The sequence below is a fragment of the Mycobacterium sp. JS623 genome (genome assembly GCF_000328565.1).
Lineage (GTDB): Bacteria > Actinomycetota > Actinomycetes > Mycobacteriales > Mycobacteriaceae > Mycobacterium.
In genome coordinates, this window is the sequence record NC_019966.1 from 4542585 (window position 1) to 4556123 (window position 13539).

At 65.9% G+C, this 13539-nt stretch carries 17 protein-coding genes and 1 tRNA gene; 5 read left to right on the plus strand and 13 right to left on the minus strand.

Annotated features, from left to right (window positions below):
• Positions 1-13: 13 nt before the first annotated feature.
• On the plus strand, positions 14-229 hold the full coding sequence (locus tag MYCSM_RS22195; RefSeq protein WP_041312538.1) for a hypothetical protein: 216 nt from the start codon (positions 14-16) through the stop codon (positions 227-229).
• Between the two features lie 102 nt (positions 230-331).
• Here the strand turns inward: MYCSM_RS22195 and MYCSM_RS22200 are convergent, their stop codons facing one another.
• Positions 332-562: a hypothetical protein gene (locus MYCSM_RS22200; protein WP_015308416.1), complete on the minus strand. Its 231-nt coding sequence runs from the start codon at positions 560-562 to the stop codon at positions 332-334.
• A gap of 1087 nt (positions 563-1649) precedes the next feature.
• On the opposite strand from MYCSM_RS22200, the gene MYCSM_RS22205 reads away from it, so the two are divergent.
• Complete coding sequence (locus MYCSM_RS22205) at positions 1650-4280, plus strand: ATP-binding protein (RefSeq protein ID WP_015308417.1); 2631 nt, start codon at positions 1650-1652, stop codon at positions 4278-4280.
• A 291-nt stretch (positions 4281-4571) separates the two neighbouring features.
• Here MYCSM_RS22205 and MYCSM_RS22210 read toward each other — a convergent pair.
• Positions 4572-4657: transfer RNA gene (locus MYCSM_RS22210), tRNA-Leu, on the minus strand.
• Positions 4658-5079: 422 nt separating this feature from the next.
• The gene (locus MYCSM_RS38365; protein ID WP_232425651.1) at positions 5080-5250 is read right to left on the minus strand and encodes a hypothetical protein; all 171 of its coding nucleotides are present in this window, start codon (positions 5248-5250) and stop codon (positions 5080-5082) included.
• Positions 5251-5289: 39 nt separating this feature from the next.
• Here MYCSM_RS38365 and MYCSM_RS38370 point away from each other — a divergent pair, with 39 nt between their 5' ends.
• From MYCSM_RS38370 to MYCSM_RS22225, 3 genes are read left to right on the plus strand one after another with little or no spacing between them, the layout of a single operon-like run.
• Complete coding sequence (locus MYCSM_RS38370) at positions 5290-5496, plus strand: hypothetical protein (protein ID WP_232425652.1); 207 nt, start codon at positions 5290-5292, stop codon at positions 5494-5496.
• On the plus strand, positions 5477-5848 hold the full coding sequence (locus MYCSM_RS22220; protein ID WP_041314677.1) for a hypothetical protein: 372 nt from the start codon (positions 5477-5479) through the stop codon (positions 5846-5848). The genes MYCSM_RS38370 and MYCSM_RS22220 overlap by 20 nt, the downstream gene beginning before the upstream one ends.
• Positions 5845-6183, plus strand: coding sequence for a DUF3817 domain-containing protein (locus tag MYCSM_RS22225; protein WP_015308419.1), 339 nt, complete (start codon positions 5845-5847; stop codon positions 6181-6183). The genes MYCSM_RS22220 and MYCSM_RS22225 overlap by 4 nt, the downstream gene beginning before the upstream one ends.
• 182 nt (positions 6184-6365) lie before the next feature.
• Here the strand turns inward: MYCSM_RS22225 and rdgB are convergent, their stop codons facing one another.
• From rdgB to aosR, 10 genes are all read right to left on the minus strand, one after another.
• Positions 6366-6968, minus strand: coding sequence for an RdgB/HAM1 family non-canonical purine NTP pyrophosphatase (rdgB, locus tag MYCSM_RS22230; protein WP_041312540.1), 603 nt, complete (start codon positions 6966-6968; stop codon positions 6366-6368).
• Entirely contained in the window at positions 6965-7747 is a 783-nt protein-coding gene (gene rph / locus MYCSM_RS22235) for a ribonuclease PH (protein ID WP_015308421.1), read from the minus strand. Before rph ends, rdgB begins: the two co-directional genes overlap by 4 nt.
• Positions 7748-7802: 55 nt before the next feature.
• Positions 7803-8576, minus strand: a complete 774-nt coding sequence (locus MYCSM_RS22240) for a cyclic nucleotide-degrading phosphodiesterase (protein ID WP_015308422.1) — start codon at positions 8574-8576, stop codon at positions 7803-7805.
• 58 nt (positions 8577-8634) lie between these two features.
• The gene (murI, locus tag MYCSM_RS22245) at positions 8635-9462 is read right to left on the minus strand and encodes a glutamate racemase (protein WP_015308423.1); all 828 of its coding nucleotides are present in this window, start codon (positions 9460-9462) and stop codon (positions 8635-8637) included.
• Complete coding sequence (locus MYCSM_RS22250; RefSeq protein ID WP_015308424.1) at positions 9459-10145, minus strand: rhomboid family intramembrane serine protease; 687 nt, start codon at positions 10143-10145, stop codon at positions 9459-9461. The genes murI and MYCSM_RS22250 overlap by 4 nt, the downstream gene beginning before the upstream one ends.
• Positions 10136-11098, minus strand: coding sequence for a cysteine synthase (locus MYCSM_RS22255; protein WP_015308425.1), 963 nt, complete (start codon positions 11096-11098; stop codon positions 10136-10138). Before MYCSM_RS22255 ends, MYCSM_RS22250 begins: the two co-directional genes overlap by 10 nt.
• 123 nt (positions 11099-11221) lie before the next feature.
• Positions 11222-11494, minus strand: coding sequence for a MoaD/ThiS family protein (locus MYCSM_RS22260; protein ID WP_015308426.1), 273 nt, complete (start codon positions 11492-11494; stop codon positions 11222-11224).
• Between the two features lie 14 nt (positions 11495-11508).
• The gene (locus MYCSM_RS22265) at positions 11509-11922 is read right to left on the minus strand and encodes a Mov34/MPN/PAD-1 family protein (RefSeq protein ID WP_015308427.1); all 414 of its coding nucleotides are present in this window, start codon (positions 11920-11922) and stop codon (positions 11509-11511) included.
• Positions 11923-11935: 13 nt separating this feature from the next.
• Complete coding sequence (locus tag MYCSM_RS22270; RefSeq protein ID WP_015308428.1) at positions 11936-12955, minus strand: P1 family peptidase; 1020 nt, start codon at positions 12953-12955, stop codon at positions 11936-11938.
• The gene (gene aosR, locus MYCSM_RS22275) at positions 12952-13533 is read right to left on the minus strand and encodes an oxidative stress transcriptional regulator AosR (protein ID WP_015308429.1); all 582 of its coding nucleotides are present in this window, start codon (positions 13531-13533) and stop codon (positions 12952-12954) included. Before aosR ends, MYCSM_RS22270 begins: the two co-directional genes overlap by 4 nt.
• Positions 13534-13539 lie beyond the last annotated feature (6 nt).

Here is a 13539-nt window from a genome sequence, read left to right on the forward strand (position 1 = left end):
CATCCTCCCCGCCATGAGCGAGGAGGGGATGGCCGAGGCCATCGCGACAACCGGGCTGTTTCTGATCGTCATCGCGGTGATCGCGGTTACGGTCTGTCTGGCGAGCTGGGGAGCGGCACATGTGGCGACGGCAGCCGTCGCGGGGGCGGTAGCCCTGGTCAGCTTCGGCGCGAGCATCGCATGCTTCCGCGCGCAGGCTGACGATGCGGAGGAGATCGCCATCAGTTGAGGGGCTGAAAAAGCCCGTCGCGCAACAACCTATTGACGGACTCCTGCTATTGACGGACTCCTGCCGGCATGACCGGGGGATAACTGAACCAGGTGTCATTCATCATTTTCGTGTTGCAGCCAACGCCACCAGCCCTAGCCGAATGACGAGCTGGGCTTGTTTGTCCAGCTTCACGTACGGCTCATATTCGACGGGCAGTTCATCGCGAGCATCCCAAGTACAGGCACCGTGGTCCCCGATATACGACCAGCGGTCGTCATCGCCCGCAATCCAGATCGTGCCCTCGTTGTCGCAGACCATGCCATCGAGCAATGTCACGTCATAGCACTTCATGCCGCTCACCCCAAGCCCGTGAACACGTCAGAAGACCCATCGGGATCGACCACCACATGACACGGCCAGGGTGCAACGAGCACGCCATCGTCGTCGTAGCAGCCCGCAGGCACGCCATTGGAGTTACCTGGCCCGTCAGCCCGCAGGCACGCCGGATATCCAATCCGAAAAGCGTGAAGGCTCAAACGACTAGGTCACCGCGTCGATTTGACCGAGGGACGACTAACAGGCGGGCCGTACGCGCCCGCTGATTCGGCGCGCGAGAGACAGGTAGGAGCTCCCCCACGACTCCTACCTGCTCACTCGCCTACACCCGGCGAGCTCGTCCCGGGTGGCGGCGAACCCCTCCGACGCCGACAATCCAAAGGACATCGTGAAACACACGATGGATTAGATGAGGCTGGCTCGCAGTGAGGCCGCGCAGAGGCCCTGGCACGCCTGTCGCTCGACAGCCGGAACTGAGCCTCATTGCGGCAGTACAGCACTGCGACGTGTCTCCTCACCGAACTGCCCATCCGTCCGAAGGACGAGATAACGGTGGATGGGTGCAAATGCAGTGTGCACGTGCGACGGGTCTGAATTCATGAGGAGCATTCCCTGTCTTTGATCGGCTCCCGCCGACACGGTCGTGTTGCCGATCCCGCACCGCGATGATGAGGTCTGCGCGCCCGGGCGTTTGCGGTGGCGCCGCGCGAAGCGTCAAGTCAGGCAGCGCGCATTCAGGTCGCGCATGCGCCACCGGTAGCTAGCCGTCTCTTCGGGCTTTCCAAAACCCCCGCCGTGCCGACCGGGTTTGCCGACGGTCCCGGGAGTCGCCTAAGTAGCCGCCTGCCGCGGACCACGATCACACCAATCGGCGGGACAACAGTGATCTTGTCGTGAGGGCGGAACTCCTCACCGAACTGCCCGTTCCTTCGACGGATGGAACCGACGTCGGTGGATTGTTGAATGCCGAATGCGCCTGCGCCAGCTACCAACTCATAGGGAATTTTCCCTATATCTTTGATTTGCCCCGGACCGTATCTTTGATTGGCCCCGTGCCCGCGCCGTGGCATCGGAGCATGGCACATCAAGGGAAGTGAGGGCGATGCGGACGCCGACGGAGATCCTGCTGGAGCGGGAGTCGGTGCTCATCCAGTTGGGTGAGTTGGTGCAGCGGGCTGGGCGCGGCGACGGGCAAGTGGTGCTGCTGCGCGGGGAGGCAGGGATCGGCAAGACCGCGGTGATCCGTCGGTTTCTCGCCGGCCTGGACAAGCGGGTGCAGGTGCTGCGCGGCGCCTGTGATCCGCTGGCGACGCCACGACCGTTGGGCCCGCTGATCGACATGCTGGCCCAGTTGGCGGGCCCACAAGCCGGCGAGTTGGCCGCGGCGATCGACCGCGGTGACGCCGAGGCAATCTACGCCAACCTGCTGGCGTTGTTCACTGACGGCGACACGTGGGTCTGCGCAATTGAGGACGTGCAGTGGGTCGATGGCGCGACATTAGATTTGCTGCGATTCCTCGCACGGCGGGTGGGCTCGCTGCCGGTGCTGTTGCTGGTGTCTTACCGCGACGATGAGGTCGGCACGCAGCATCCGTTGGCGGTGGCGTTGGGCGACGTGGCGACCTATGAAGCTCTGACGCGGATCGGGTTAACCCCGCTCAGTCGCGACGCAGTCGCAGTGTTGGCCGCCGGTAGTGAGCTCAACGCCGATGAGTTGCACCGGCTCACCGGCGGCAACCCGTTCTTTGTCACCGAGATCCTAGCCGCCGGCCGGGATGCGTTGGGAGGCAGCGCGCTACCGCGCAGCGTTTCCGAGGCGGTGCGGGGCAGACTGGCCCGGCTGTCAGCGCCCGCGCGAGACGCCGCCCACGCAGCAGCGATCTGCGGCCCGCACGCCGATGCCCGGCTGCTGGAACAGGTGTGCCCGGGCGCGGCGGCGCTGGATGAATGTCTTGACGCCGGAGTGCTTCGCGCCGACGGTGCGGCGGTGGCATTTCGCCATGAGTTGGCACGGCGGGCCGTGCTTGAACAGATCCCCGCCTATCGGCGGCGGGAGCTCCATAAGGGCGCGTTGGCCGCGCTGTCGCAATCACCGGTCCCGCCGGATACGTTGTCGGCGTTGGCGTTTCACGCAGAACAGGCCGGCGACGCCGCTGCGGCAGCGCGTTTCGGGCCGGCCGCCGCCCAGCGGGCCGCGGCGGTGGGCGCTCACCGAGAGGCCGCGGAGCTGTACGCGTTGGCGCTGCGGCACGCCGATCACATTCCGAAGCAACAGAATGCGAAGTGGCTGGAGGCGCACGCGTTCGAAAGCTACTTGAGTGGGCTCGCCGAGGCAGCGACGCGGTCCTGGCGCGAGGCGATCGCGCTCCGCCACGATCTGGGCGACCGGCTCGGCGAGGGCGAAGATCTCCGCTGGCTCTCACAGATGTTGTGGCCGCTGGGTCGCTCCACCGAGGCCACCGCCGCCGCTCAAGCGTCCTTGCAGCTGTTGGAAGTCCTTGCTCCGGGCCCGCAACTGGCCTGGTCGTTGGTCAACCTGGCGGCACTAGCCGCCTTCAGGTACGACCCGACCGCCGCACAGTACGCGGCCAGGGCGATCGAACTCGGCACCGAATTGGGCGAAGCAGCAGTGGTGCTCCGGGCCCGCGGCTGTATCGCGCTGGCCACCGTGCTGCGCACCGACACCGGTTGGGACGAACTGGACGGGGTATGGCGAACGCTGATGGACAGCAACGCGCCGGCCGAACACGCCGGCATCGCCGGTGCGATCATGTGCTGGACCGCCGTGCTGCATCACGATTTCGAACGAGCCGATCGCTACATCGTCGAAACGACTGCTTTCTGTCGTGACCATGACCTAGGCGCATTCCAACCAGCTGCCGACGGCGCCGCCGCGCTGGTCGCGTGTTACCGCGGGGAATGGGCAGACGCCGATGCGGCCGCCCATGAGTTGTTGACCCGGCCCGGGATCAGCCCAATGAATCGGGCCATGCCGTTGGTTACCGTGGCGCTCATTCGAGCCCGCCGCGGCGACCAGCCGGTCGTTCCCCTGCTCGACGAGGCCCGCACCGGCGTCGAACCGGTCGACCTGTTCCGCCTCGGCCCGTTGTGGGCCGCGCGCGCCGAGGCTGCCTGGCTTCGCGGCGAAGACGACACAGCCCGCGCCGAAGCTCAAGCGGGGCTGGCCACCGCACCCGCCACCGGCGCCGACCCGTGGCTAGTCGGGCCCCTGCACCGCTGGCTGCGCCTGTCCGGCGGACCAAGTGTGAGCGCCCCCGCCAACGAACCGGTGACGCCCTACCGGCTGGAGACCGACGGTGACTGGCGCGCCGCCGCCGACGCGTGGACCGCCCTCGGCTGCCCATACGACGCCGCCCTGGCCCAGCTCGGCGGCGACATTGCCGCCGTCAAGCAGGCCTTGGCTACCTTTCGCCGGCTCGGCGCCCGCGCCGCAGCCCGCCGAGCCCGCCAGCGCCTCGCAATGACCGGCGGCCGCGCCCCCCACTCGCGCCGCGCCGACACTCGCGCCGACCCCCACGGGCTGACTCGCCGCGAACGCGACGTCCTCGAACTGCTTGCTAAGGGGCACCGCGACGCCGACATCGCTGCCATCCTGTTCATCCGACCAAAGACCGTAAGCAACCACGTCAGCGCGATTCTCACCAAACTCGGCGTCCAGAACCGCACCCAGGCGGCCGCCGCCCATGCCCCTGGCCGCGAAACCGCCGAATAACGGACGCCGGGCACACGGCGCGAGGATCTGACCGACGAGCCCAACGGCCAAAGACGAATTGTCGTGCGATGTCACCGATGCGGCGTGCTGGCAAGTTTCGTGCCAGCCACTTAACGGTTAAACACCAGCGGCCGGCCAACCGCCTGGGGTCGCGAAGCATCTCCTTCCGCGTTGCGAGTCGGTTGGCGCAGGCGAACCCGTGCTGACCCGACGCCGAAATCTGAGCGGTGCGGGAGGAATACGACGATTCGAGACCGTCATAGTTTTTTTGACAGTCTGTGGAAGCACTAGTGGTGCGCGAGGGGGGACTCGAACCCCCACGCCCATAGGGCAATGGAACCTAAATCCATCTCGTCTGCCAGTTCCGACACTCGCGCGGCTTGCCGATCGTACCGCCCAGCTCAGCAACAAATCTGTCGGCGCAACCGCATAGCTTGGAGGAATGCGGTCAGCAGAGGAATTCGATGCAGCTAATCGTCTGATCGCAGCGGGGATGAACGACTGTGCGATCGCGCGACAGCTGGGCGTACCTCGGGGCACGATAAAGGACTGGTGATGCAGGCCGCAGGTACGGTCGCGATTGTTGCGCGGATCCTCCACATGCAGAGTCGCCCATGACTTTTCGAATCTGCCGGCCGCCGCATATTGCTACGTTCTCGGCTTATACCTGGGCGATGGCTGCATTTCTCGCAACACACGCGTCTGGCACCTCAGAGTCACGCTTGACAAGCAGTGCCCAGCGATCATCAACCGCTGCCGGCAAGCCATCGATTTATTGATGCCAGGCCAGCGCGCCGGGTTAGTCCAACGAGCCGGATGCGTCGACGTTTCGCTCACTTCCAAATATTGGCCATGCCTCCTGCCACAACACGGCCCTGGCAAGAAGCACACACGGCGAATCGCGCTTGAACCATGGCAGCAGACGCTCGTTGATCAGGCCACCGAGGAGTTCGTCCTCGGCCTGATCCACAGCAATGGCTGTCGCGTCGTTGCCAATGATCGCGGCGTCATGAGCATCCGCTATCACTTCTCCAACCGGTCCGAGGACATCCTCGGCCTGTTCACTGCCGCTCTCGACTCCCTGGAGATCCCATGGACACGGTCGACGAAGCACATCTTCTCCATCTACCGCAAAGGCGCCACCGCCCGCCTCGACACATTTATCGGCCCCAAGGACCGCGCGGTACCGTTGGATGGTGTCCACTACACGGCGTAGGAGACCAGCGCTGATCGCGTTGGTCATCGTCGCCGCCGCAGGTTGCCTGGCCCTGGCCTGGTGGCAGTGGACCCGCTTCGAGTCCACCTCTGGCACATTCCAGAACCTCGGCTACGCCCTGCAATGGCCGATGTTCGCCGGGTTCTGTTTCTATGCCTACTACAAGTTCGTCCGCTACGAGGACGCCCCGCCCGAGCCTCGCAAGCACGACACCGTGACTGAGATCCCCTCCGGGCTCCTGCCCGAAAGACCCAAGGCCGCAATGCCTTCCGATGACGACCCCACACTCCGCGAGTACAACGCTTACCTTGCCGAGCTCGCCGACAAAGACAAGGAACACAAGACCCCATGACGGAAGCCCCCACCCCGACCACCGTCGAATCCATCCGCAAGGCGCTGCTCGCCTATCGCGTCATGGCCTGGACAACCGGCATCTGGCTCATCGCGCTGTGCTACGAGATCTACATCCGCTACGTGGTCAAAGTCGACAACCCACCGACCTGGATCGGCGTCGTGCACGGCTGGGTGTACTTCATCTACCTGATTGCCACGGCCAATCTCGCGGTCAAGGTCCGCTGGCCGATCGCTAAGACCATCGGCGTGCTGTTGGCCGGCACCATCCCGCTCGTCGGCATCATCGTCGAGCACTTCCAGACGCGAAACATCAAGTCGCAGTTCGGGTTCTAAAAGCATCGTCATCGCATCGGTACAGTCGTTGCAGTGTCAGCCAGCCCTGGGGTGTGCTGTAGCCGCACCCCGGCGAGCGGTGTGACAGCGACCACTTCCCCATCACGTGTTCCTGCCTTGACGGGCCTCCGGGCCGTCGCGGCCCTGCTCGTCGTCGGCTTGGACGCTGCACCGCCGCACTGTCAGCCGGAAGCCAACTCCCGCAACGCCGGAAGCAGTGCCGACAGCGCACGACCCCGGTGTGACACCGAGTTTTTCTCGTCTGCACTGAGCTCGGCGGCGGTGCGATACCAACCCTGAGGCAGAAACACCGGGTCATAGCCGAAGCCATTCCCGCCGCGCGGCTCGCGCACGATGCTGCCCGGCCACTGTCCGCGCACCACGACCTCCCGCGACTCCGAAACCAACGCGCACGCCGAGACGAACGCCGCGCCCCGACCCGAGTCGGGGACATCTGCCAACTGAGCCAGCAGCAGCGCGGTGTTGGCCGCGTCGTCGCCGTGCCGCCCCGACCACCTGGCGCTCAAAACCCCCGGCATCCCGTTCAACGCATCGACTTCCAGCCCGGAATCGTCGGCCACCGACGGCAGCCCGGACGCGCGAAATGCGTCGCGCGCCTTGGCCAATGCGTTCTCCTCGAATGTCGCGCCCGTCTCGGGCGCTTCGTCGAACGGCGCGACGTCTTCTAAGGACAACAGCGTCAACGCCACGCCGGCGCTATCGAGCACGCGCCGCAGCTCGGCCAGCTTCTTGCGGTTGCGGCTGGCCACCAGTAACTCGATCAGCTTCCGAACGCCTTCTTGCCCGGCTCGGAAGACTCAGGCAGCACACCGGGATAGGGCAACTCCAACGCCTCGCGCTGGATCGCGAACAACTGCTCGCATGCCGTCATCGCCGCGTCGAGCATCTTGTCCAGCGTCGTGCGCGGAAACGTCGCGCCCTCCCCGGTGCCTTGGATCTCGACGAGCGTGCCGGTATCGGTCGCGACGACGTTCATGTCGACCTCCGCCCGCGAGTCCTCCGAGTACGGCAGGTCAACGCGGACGCGTCCGTCGACAACACCGACGCTGACCGCCGCGATCGCACACGACAGCGGCCGCGGATCCGACAGCCGACCGGCGGCCCCCAGATATGTCACCGCATCGGCGAGCGCCACATACGCACCAGTGATCGCCGCCGTTCGAGTACCGCCGTCGGCCTGCAGCACGTCGCAGTCGAGCGCGATGGTGTTCTCCCCCAGCGCCGCCAGGTCGATGCACGCGCGCAGCGACCGGCCGACGAGCCGGCTGATCTCCTGCGTGCGCCCCCCGACGCGGCCCTTGACCGACTCGCGGTCCGACCGCTCGTGGGTCGCCGCGGGCAGCATCGCGTACTCGGCCGTCAACCAGCCCAGCCCCGACCCCTTACGCCAGCGTGGCACGCCCTCGTTGACGCTGGCTGTGCACATCACGCGGGTCTGGCCGAATTCCACCAACACCGAGCCGGCGGGATGCGAGGTAAAACCACGGGTGATGCGGACCGGACGAAGCTCGTCGTCGAGTCGGCCGTCTTCTCGTCTGGACACGCGCCAACCCTAACCGGTCGGTCTGACCCTCAGGAGCGCGTGAGGTCAGCCGCGCTCAGGAGCGCGCAACATCAAAGGCCTCGTTGCACACAACCGCGTGCACGGGCCCGTCGAACTCCGCCTTCGCCTCGCTGATGACGTCCTCGCGCGACGTCCATGGCGGAATGTGGGTCAGCAGCAGCTCGCCAACACCTGCCTCCTTGGCGGCCCGCCCAGCCTCGGTGCCCGAAAGATGCAACTTGGGCGGCCGCGCCGATGAGTGCGTCCACGACGCCTCGCACAGGAACACATCGGCGCCGCGGGCCAGATCGATGAGCTGATCGCAGTAGCCGGTGTCACCGCTGTAGACCAGCGTCGCGCCCGACGGGTCACTGATCCGCAGTCCGTAGGACTCGGTCGGATGGCACACCAGTTTCGGGATCACCGAAAGCGATCCGATCTGAACCGCTTCGCTGTCGACCCAATGCCGGATGTCGAAGATGTCTGAGAAGTCGTCGATCTCCCCGCCCTCGGGTGACGACGCCGCGCCAAGCCGCGCCCACGTGTTCGCCGGGCCGTACATCAAGCCGCGGTCCGCGGCGGGCGTCGGGTGATAGCGCCGCCAGACGAACAGGCCGGGCAAGTCCAAGCAGTGGTCGGCATGCAGGTGCGAGAGCAGCACGTGCACCGCGTTGGGATCGGCGTGGCGCTGCAGCGCGCCGAGCACGCCGCCCCCGAAATCGATCACCAATGGCGGGGTGTCAGGGGCGGTCAAAAGGTACCCGGAAGCTGGCGAATCTGGCCCGACAACACTGCCGGAGCAACCGAGTACGGTGATTCGCACGCTCACTAGCTTGCCATGCCCGCTATCCGCTTGACGAAAACATCGCCCGTTTGGGCGACGGAAATCATGTCTGGGCCGCAACGTGACGCTGAACAGGCCGAACGCCATCCAGCGTTGGGCCGAGGAATCGGGCTGCAAGTGTGGTGAACGCCTCAGGGTCACCGGTCGACTCGAACAGCCGACGCGCCTGTGGAGCCTCATGCGGGCGCAGCAAATCGAGCTCGGTGAGCACTCTCAGCAAGTCCTTCGCGGTCTCCTCCGCGCTGGACACCAAAGTGACCTGGTCGCCCATTGCCAACTGGATCAGTCCGGACAGCATCGGGTAGTGCGTGCAGCCCAGCACCAACGTGTCGACCTCGGCGCGCTGCAGTGGTTCCAGGTATCCCTCCGCGAGACCCAGCACCTGTCGCCCGCTTGTCACCCCGCGCTCGACGAAGTCGACGAACCGCGGGCACGCCACGCCGATCACCTCCGTGTCGCGAGCCGCGGCGAACGCATCCTGATAGGCGCGCGACGCGATAGTCGCCGACGTGCCGATGACACCGATCCGGCCGTTGCGCGTTGCGGCCACCGCGCGGCGCACCGCGGGCAGGATCACCTCGACGACGGGCACGGGCGCATATCGCTCGCGCGCATCGCGCAGCATCGCCGACGACGCGGTGTTGCATGCGATCACCAAAGCCTTGACGCCGCGCGAGACGAGGTCGTCGCCGATCGCCAACGCGTGCGCGCGAATCTCGGGAATGGTCAGCGGTCCGTACGGACCGTTCGCGGTATCGCCGACGTAGATGATGTCTTCGTCGGGCAGCTGGTCGATGATCGCCCGCGCCACCGTGAGGCCGCCGACGCCGGAATCGAAGATGCCAATAGGGCTGAGCGCGCCAGGCGTCATGTAGTCAGATATGGGTTCGCCGCTTTGCGCTTTCGTTGCTCACGCGCCTTACGTTCGGGACCGGACAGCAGATATGCGGCGAGTACGCCGGCAACCGCCCCGCAGAAGTGGCCCTGCCACGACACTCCGGGCGTGCCGGGCAGCACACCGAGCAGCACGCTGCCGTAGACGAGCAAAACGATGACGCCGACGACGATCTCCCACACCTTGCGGGTGAAGAATCCGAACACGATCAGGAACGCCAGCCAGCCGAAGATCAGCCCCGACGCCCCGATGTGGTTCGTTTCGCATTGCACGTTGACGTAGGGGCAGTGGGCGCCCACGTTGCCGATCAGCCATGTGCCCAAACCGCCGAGGATCCAGATGATCACGGTGGCGAAGATGAAGCGGGACATCCCCGCGAGCGTCATCAGAAAGCCGAGGATCAGCGCCGGAATGGTGTTGGCGATCAAGTGATCCCAGTTCGAGTGCAGTAGCGGCGCGAAGAGAATTCCCAGCAGGCCGTCGCTCTCCAGGGGCCGGATGCCGTTGTCGTCCAGGCGATGGTTCGACAGCGAGTCGAAAAGCTCGATGATCCACAGCACCGCGACGAACGTGACGATCGTGACCCCGCCGACGATCCACGCCGGCCGCTTCTTCGGCTGCGGCGGCTGGGTTGTATAGCCGGGTCCGGTTAAGCCCATAGCTGCCCTTCCAACGCATCTTCTGCGTCATCCAGGCTACCGGCGTATGCACCGGTCGACAGATACTTCCAACCGGCGTCGGCCACGACGAACGCGATATCTGCACGCTCACCGGCCTTGACCGCCTTCGCAGCCATCCCCAGCGCGGCGTGCAACACGGCACCGGTGGAGATTCCGGCGAAGATGCCTTCTACCTGAACCAGCTCACGTGTCCGCTTGACCGCGTCGTAGGAGCCGACGGAGTAGCGGGTGGTCAGCACGTCGGGGTCGTATAGCTCCGGGATGAACCCCTCATCGATGTTGCGAAGCGCGTAAACGCCCTCACCGTAACGGGGTTCGGCGGCCACGATCTGGACATCGGGCACCTGCTCGCGCAGGTACCGGCCCGTCCCCATCAACGTCCCTGTGGTGCCGAGGCCGGCGACGAAGTGCGTGATCTGCGGCAAGTCGGCAAGCAGCTCAGGACCGGTGCCCTCGTAGTGCGCCAACGTGTTGGACTCGTTGCCGTACTGATACAGCATCACCCACGAAGCATTCTGGGCCGCAAGCTCTTTCGCATGTGCGACCGCCGTGTTCGACCCACCCTCGGCCGGGGAGTAGATGATTTTGGCGCCGTACAACTCAAGCAGTTGACGACGCTCGATCGACGTGTTCTCCGGCATCACGCAGATCATCCGGTAGCCCTTGAGCAGCGCGGCCATCGCCAGCGAGATGCCGGTGTTGCCGCTCGTCGGTTCCAGGATCGTCGCACCGGGCTGCAACGCACCGCTGCGCTCGGCGTCCTCGATCATCCGCAGCGCGGGCCGGTCCTTGATGGACCCGGTCGGATTGCGGTCCTCGAGCTTGGCCCACAACCGCACGTGCGGGTCGTCATTCCACCTGGGCGAAAGCCGTTGCAGCCCAACCAAAGGCGTGTCGCCCAGCGCCTGCAGCAGCGAGTCGTAACGCGTCACGTGACATCCACCCAGGTCACGTGACATCCACCCAGACGGACACGCCGAGATTGCAGTTATCGCGCGGAAATGCGAGTAGAGAGCGCGATAACTGCAATCTCGCGGAACGCCGTGGTGCCATGTTCAGCCGCCTGCGACGGCAGGCAGGATCGTCACCGAATCGCCGTCGGAGATCTCGGTGTCCAGCCCGCCCGAGAACCGCACGTCCTCGTCGTTGACGTAGATGTTCACGAAGCGGTGCAGCTTGCCGTTGTCGACCAAACGCTCGGAGATGCCCGAGTAATTCGACTCCAGGTCGCTGATGACAGCCTGCAGCGTTGCACCGGTTGCGGAGACGCGCTTCTCGCCGCCGGTGTGCGTGCGCAGGATGGTCGGGATCGAAACCTCAACGGACATGAATTAGGCCTTTCTCAGTACTGCTCAACGATTTTGACGGGTTCTTCGGTGACGACGCCGTCGACGATGCGGTAGCTGCGCAGCTCGTGCTCGTCGGGATCGCGCGTCGACACCAGCACGTAGTGGGCGTCGGGTTCTGACGCATAAGAGATGTCCGTGCGGCTCGGATACGCCTCGGTCGCGGTGTGCGAGTGATAGATGACAATCGGAGCTTCGCCTGCATCTTCTAAAGACCGCCACACCTTGAGCTGCTCACCGGAGTCGAACCGGTAGAACGTCGGCGACCGCTCGGCATTGAGCATCGCGATGAACCGCTCGGGACGATCGGCTCCCTCGGGCCCCGCGATGACCCCGCACGCCTCATCGGGATGGTCGGCGCGCGCATGCGCGACCATGGCGTCGACCAGGTCGGCACGGATCACCAACACGCTTGTTTCCCTCTCATTCGAACGCTCCGGGCAACATGTCCCGATACGACGGTATTCCGGCGACCGACTGTGCTGCCAATACCCCCACCAGCACCGCGCGCGCCAGGCAGTCGGCCGCGGCCGCGCCGACATCGGTGATCAGCGGCGTCTCCGGCGACATCGACGCAGGTGTCAACGGGTCCGGGGGCACCTCGATGGCGCCGGTGGCCAGCGCGAACACCGTGTCGCCGTCCAGCGGGGTGTGACACGGCCGGATGGTGCGCGACAGGCCACTGTGCGCGGCCACCGCCACCCGACGGCAGCCCGCCGGGCTCAACGCGGCGTCTGTGGCCACCACCGCGATCGTGGTGTTCAGCGGGCTGAACTCCGCGCGCCGGGCCGCGTATGCAGCGATCTGCTCGGGTGGCGGCGCCGCCAGGCCGAACTCCTCGATCTGATACGCCAGCCAGGGCAACCCGGTCTCGGTGTCCACGACGTCACCCGCGGCGTTGACCACCACGATCGCGCCGACCGTCACCCCGGAGTCCAACCGCATTGACGCGGTTCCCACGCCGCCCTTGAGCACGCCCACCCGTGCTCCCGTGCCCGCGCCGACGGTCCCGACGGCAACCTCAGTGCCGGCGCTCTCAGCGGCGGCGTAGCCGAACTCGGCGGTCGGCCGGCACTGCCACCCGCCGACGGGCAGATCAAAGATCACCGCGGCCGGCACGATCGGCACCACGCCGCCCTCCATCGCCACACCGCGGGCTTGTCCCTCCAGGAAGGTCATCACGCCGTCGGCGGCCGCGAGCCCGAACGCGCTGCCACCGCTCAACACGATCGCGTCGACGTGACACACAGAGTTCATCGGATCGAGCAGATCGGTTTCCCGCGTGCCAGGGGCACCGCCGCGGCCGTCGACCGCGCCGACAGTGCCGGGCGGTGTCAGCACGACGGTGGTACCGCTGGCCCAGCCACTGCCGAGCGTGACATCGGGGTCGAGGCGGTGATGCTGGCCGACGAGAATGCCGCTGACATCGGTGATGGAGCTCATTTCTTGCCCATCAGCCCCAGCACGAGGTACTCCTGCAGCACGGTCAGCCATTGATAGACGTCGAGGTGTCCGGCCATCGGATGGTCAGTGGGCAACGCATCTGGTCCATTCGGACCGATGTCGAGCATCGTCCCGAGCGCTAACCTGACGTCGTTGACGGCGGCCGCCCAGGCGTGCGCGTCATCCTCGTTGAGTTCGAACTTGCCGCCGCCCTGCGGGCAGGTGTCCAACAACCGTTGCGCCGCTTGACGTTTCGCGTCAATGATGTCCGGCTCGTGCAGGCTGCGCAGCGCGCTATTGAGGCTCTCCGTGGTGCCGGAGCCGGCGGGATGATCGCGTCGCGAGCGGTAAAAGTCCGGCAGCAGCCGCTTCATCGTGTCATCCTCCGGCGGCTGAGAGTTGCCAGTCTTCATGCCCGTGATTTCTTCGAGTTCGTCTGCGGGTGCAGATGATTCGCGTTCCTCGAGCATGCCCAACATCGACGTCACCAGGCTGTTGAGCAGCCCGGCCTCATGCGCAGCCAGCGCGGATCGAAATCGCGGGCCGTCGGCGGTGTCGACCCGCTTCCACTTACGCACAGCCGG